At 49.5% G+C, this 2,281-nt stretch carries 3 protein-coding genes and 1 pseudogene; 3 read left to right on the top strand and 1 reads right to left on the bottom strand.

Going from position 1 to position 2,281, the window contains the following annotated elements:
* The coding region (locus ACEW8P_RS05915) for a hypothetical protein (RefSeq protein ID WP_373512179.1) at nt 1-369 on the top strand (369 nt) is incomplete at its 5' end.
* Between the two features lie 165 nt (nt 370-534).
* Nucleotides 535-807: pseudogene (locus ACEW8P_RS05910) on the top strand (transposase family protein); the annotation flags it as partial.
* 231 nt (nt 808-1,038) lie between these two features.
* Here ACEW8P_RS05910 and ACEW8P_RS05905 read toward each other — a convergent pair.
* Nucleotides 1,039-1,716 carry a winged helix-turn-helix transcriptional regulator gene (locus tag ACEW8P_RS05905; protein WP_373512178.1) on the bottom strand — a complete coding sequence of 226 codons (678 nt, stop codon included), beginning with the start codon at nt 1,714-1,716 and terminating at the stop codon, nt 1,039-1,041.
* Between the two features lie 124 nt (nt 1,717-1,840).
* On the opposite strand from ACEW8P_RS05905, the gene ACEW8P_RS05900 reads away from it, so the two are divergent.
* On the top strand, nt 1,841-2,281 hold a 441-nt coding region (locus ACEW8P_RS05900; protein ID WP_373512177.1), incomplete at its 3' end, for an alcohol dehydrogenase catalytic domain-containing protein.

Here is a 2,281-nt window from a genome sequence, read left to right as displayed (position 1 = left end):
CTATGTGCCAATCGCCCAGTACGGGCAAGCCGCTTAGGCATGAATCTTGGAAAAATAATATCATCAATCGCTTGTTTTTATCTTAGAATTCCGTGCCGACTGACCTACGATCTACTCGGTTTCGTGACAGGCATGGACGCTTCCAATGCAAAGCGAAATCAGGATACAGGCATAAGTATCTTGATGTCAATGCTTTCGGATAACGGATATGCTCCTATTCGCACCTTTGAGAACGTTGCTGAATTCGAGAATTTCTTCCGTGAATACGACACACTTATTATAGACGGCTCGGAACAGCCCATCCAACGCCCCTCGGAGGAAGACTCACAAAAAGACAACTACTCAGGTAAAAAAAAAGGCATACGTTGAAAACGACAGTCATAACAGCAATGCACAATTCTGAAAGTGATAAAAAGATCCTTTATTTGAGTTATTGTTACGTAGGAAAAACGCATGATTATAGGATGTTAAAAGAGGACGGGGCCGCCCGCGCGGTTTCCGCCTCAACAGAATTGGTTTGAAAACTTTGACGTACGTTTGGATTCAGGCTACCAGGGTTTCGCAAAAGATTACAAATGCCGAGAGGCCTACCTGCCAGTTAAGGCCCGAAAGAGGTGCCCGCTGACCGACGAACAGAAGCTTTTAAACAAGAAACTAGCCAATCAACGGATTGGAATTGAGCACAGTATAGGGCGAATGAAGCGTTACCGTATTGCTTCAGACCGTTTACGAATGCGTGACTTTGGAAAATATGACGACACCTTGGAGGTATGTGCTGGCCTCTGGAATTTCTATTTAATGAATTGATTTACAATGTTGCAACAAGTCTAATTAAAAACACACCTGAATTAACGAGCATTTTGTTAGTTCTGATTGCTTCTACACCCTCGATATTTGCCTCGCCAGTGCAAACAGCAACAAGTTCATCATTTGACGGATTGATCGATCAAATCCACCAGTTTGAAAAAACGACGCATGAGCCCAATTACCGTTCGTTGGCGTCCTCGGCCAGCACGGGTTCGATGCGGTTTTCCGTTTCTAATCCATCGGCCCGACGCCCGCCTGGCTAACCCATTGTTCAGTAGTTTTGAGAACGGTTTGCAGTGCGGCCCCCGCCGCCGTGAGCGTATAACTGTATCGGAGTGGCTTGCTGGTCACGACCGTCCGGTCGATCAGCCCCCCGGCTTCCATCTCGCGCAACCGATGACCCAGCGTGGTCACGTTGACGCCTACGATGCGGCTTAACTCGTTGTACCCGGCACTTCCCGACTCTAGCAATGCCAGCACGATGCGGAGAACCCACTTCTGCTGCAATAGCTGAATGGGTTGCCTTCCCTCGTGGGTCTCTTCCCCGCCCTGATTAGTATCCCAATCCAACGGGGCGGGTAGGTACCTCCTTGCCCAGCCGTCAATGGCCCCGATGACAGGGCGCAACAAAAAACCCTTGGATGTAAGAGCGTAACTCGTACTGGGTGGTGTTACCGAAAGCACCGTTCGCTCCACAATGCCTAGCTGCTCCATCTTTCCTAACTTCTGGATCAGCACCTTTCCGCTGGCCCCCCCGCAATCACGGCCAAGTTCGTTGAAATGACGTGAACCGTCCATTAAACTGTTGATAGCCAGTAGCACCCACCGCTCAGAAAAGAAATCCAGCACCTCGCCGAAGGAGACTGATTCATCAACATTTGGATTTTTTTCTTCAGAAGAGGAACTCATATTTTTATGTTATAGTTTGGTAAATGTTCTATTAAAGTAAGTACAATAAAAACAATACGCTTTCCCTTCAAACGGATGCATCGCCATAGCCTTGAAAGCCTCCTAACGAGGACTATATACAAAAGTGCGTTTTTTTTCGCGCTATCTCATGCGCGACCGGGTGAACGCTCCAATGAAAAGTCAGCTTAAAAATATAAAAAATCGTCGAGTCATTGCAACGGCCTTTGGTGCCCCCGATCTCATTCGGATTGTCAACGAAACCAGCCTTCCCGAACCGCAGCCAGGCGAAGTTCGCATCCGTGTCGAAGCCTCGAGCGCAGTGTTTACCGATACTTTCATCCGCCGGGGATTGTACCCCTTTTTATCGGTAGAGCCGCCCTTCACCCTCGGCTACGATGTGGTGGGGGTGATCGATAAACTGGGGGAAGGCGTGACTGGTTTTCAGCCCGGTCTGCGGGTGGCCGACCTGAGCCAGATTGGGGGCAATGCCGACTACTGCATCCGTCCCGCCACGCACCTGGTGCCGGTTCCCGATAGAATCGACCCCGCCGAAGCGGTAAGCCTG

The organism is Persicitalea sp., from assembly GCF_041751555.1.
GTDB lineage: Bacteria > Bacteroidota > Bacteroidia > Cytophagales > Spirosomataceae > Persicitalea.
Note: the sequence above shows the minus strand (reverse complement) of the source record. Positions and strands in the feature narration are given on the sequence as shown.

Coding starts and splice junctions, on each gene's coding strand:
- ACEW8P_RS05905 (WP_373512178.1), bottom strand. CDS start 1,716: ATGAGTTCCTCTTCTGAAGAAAAAAATCCAAATGTTGATGAATCAGTC.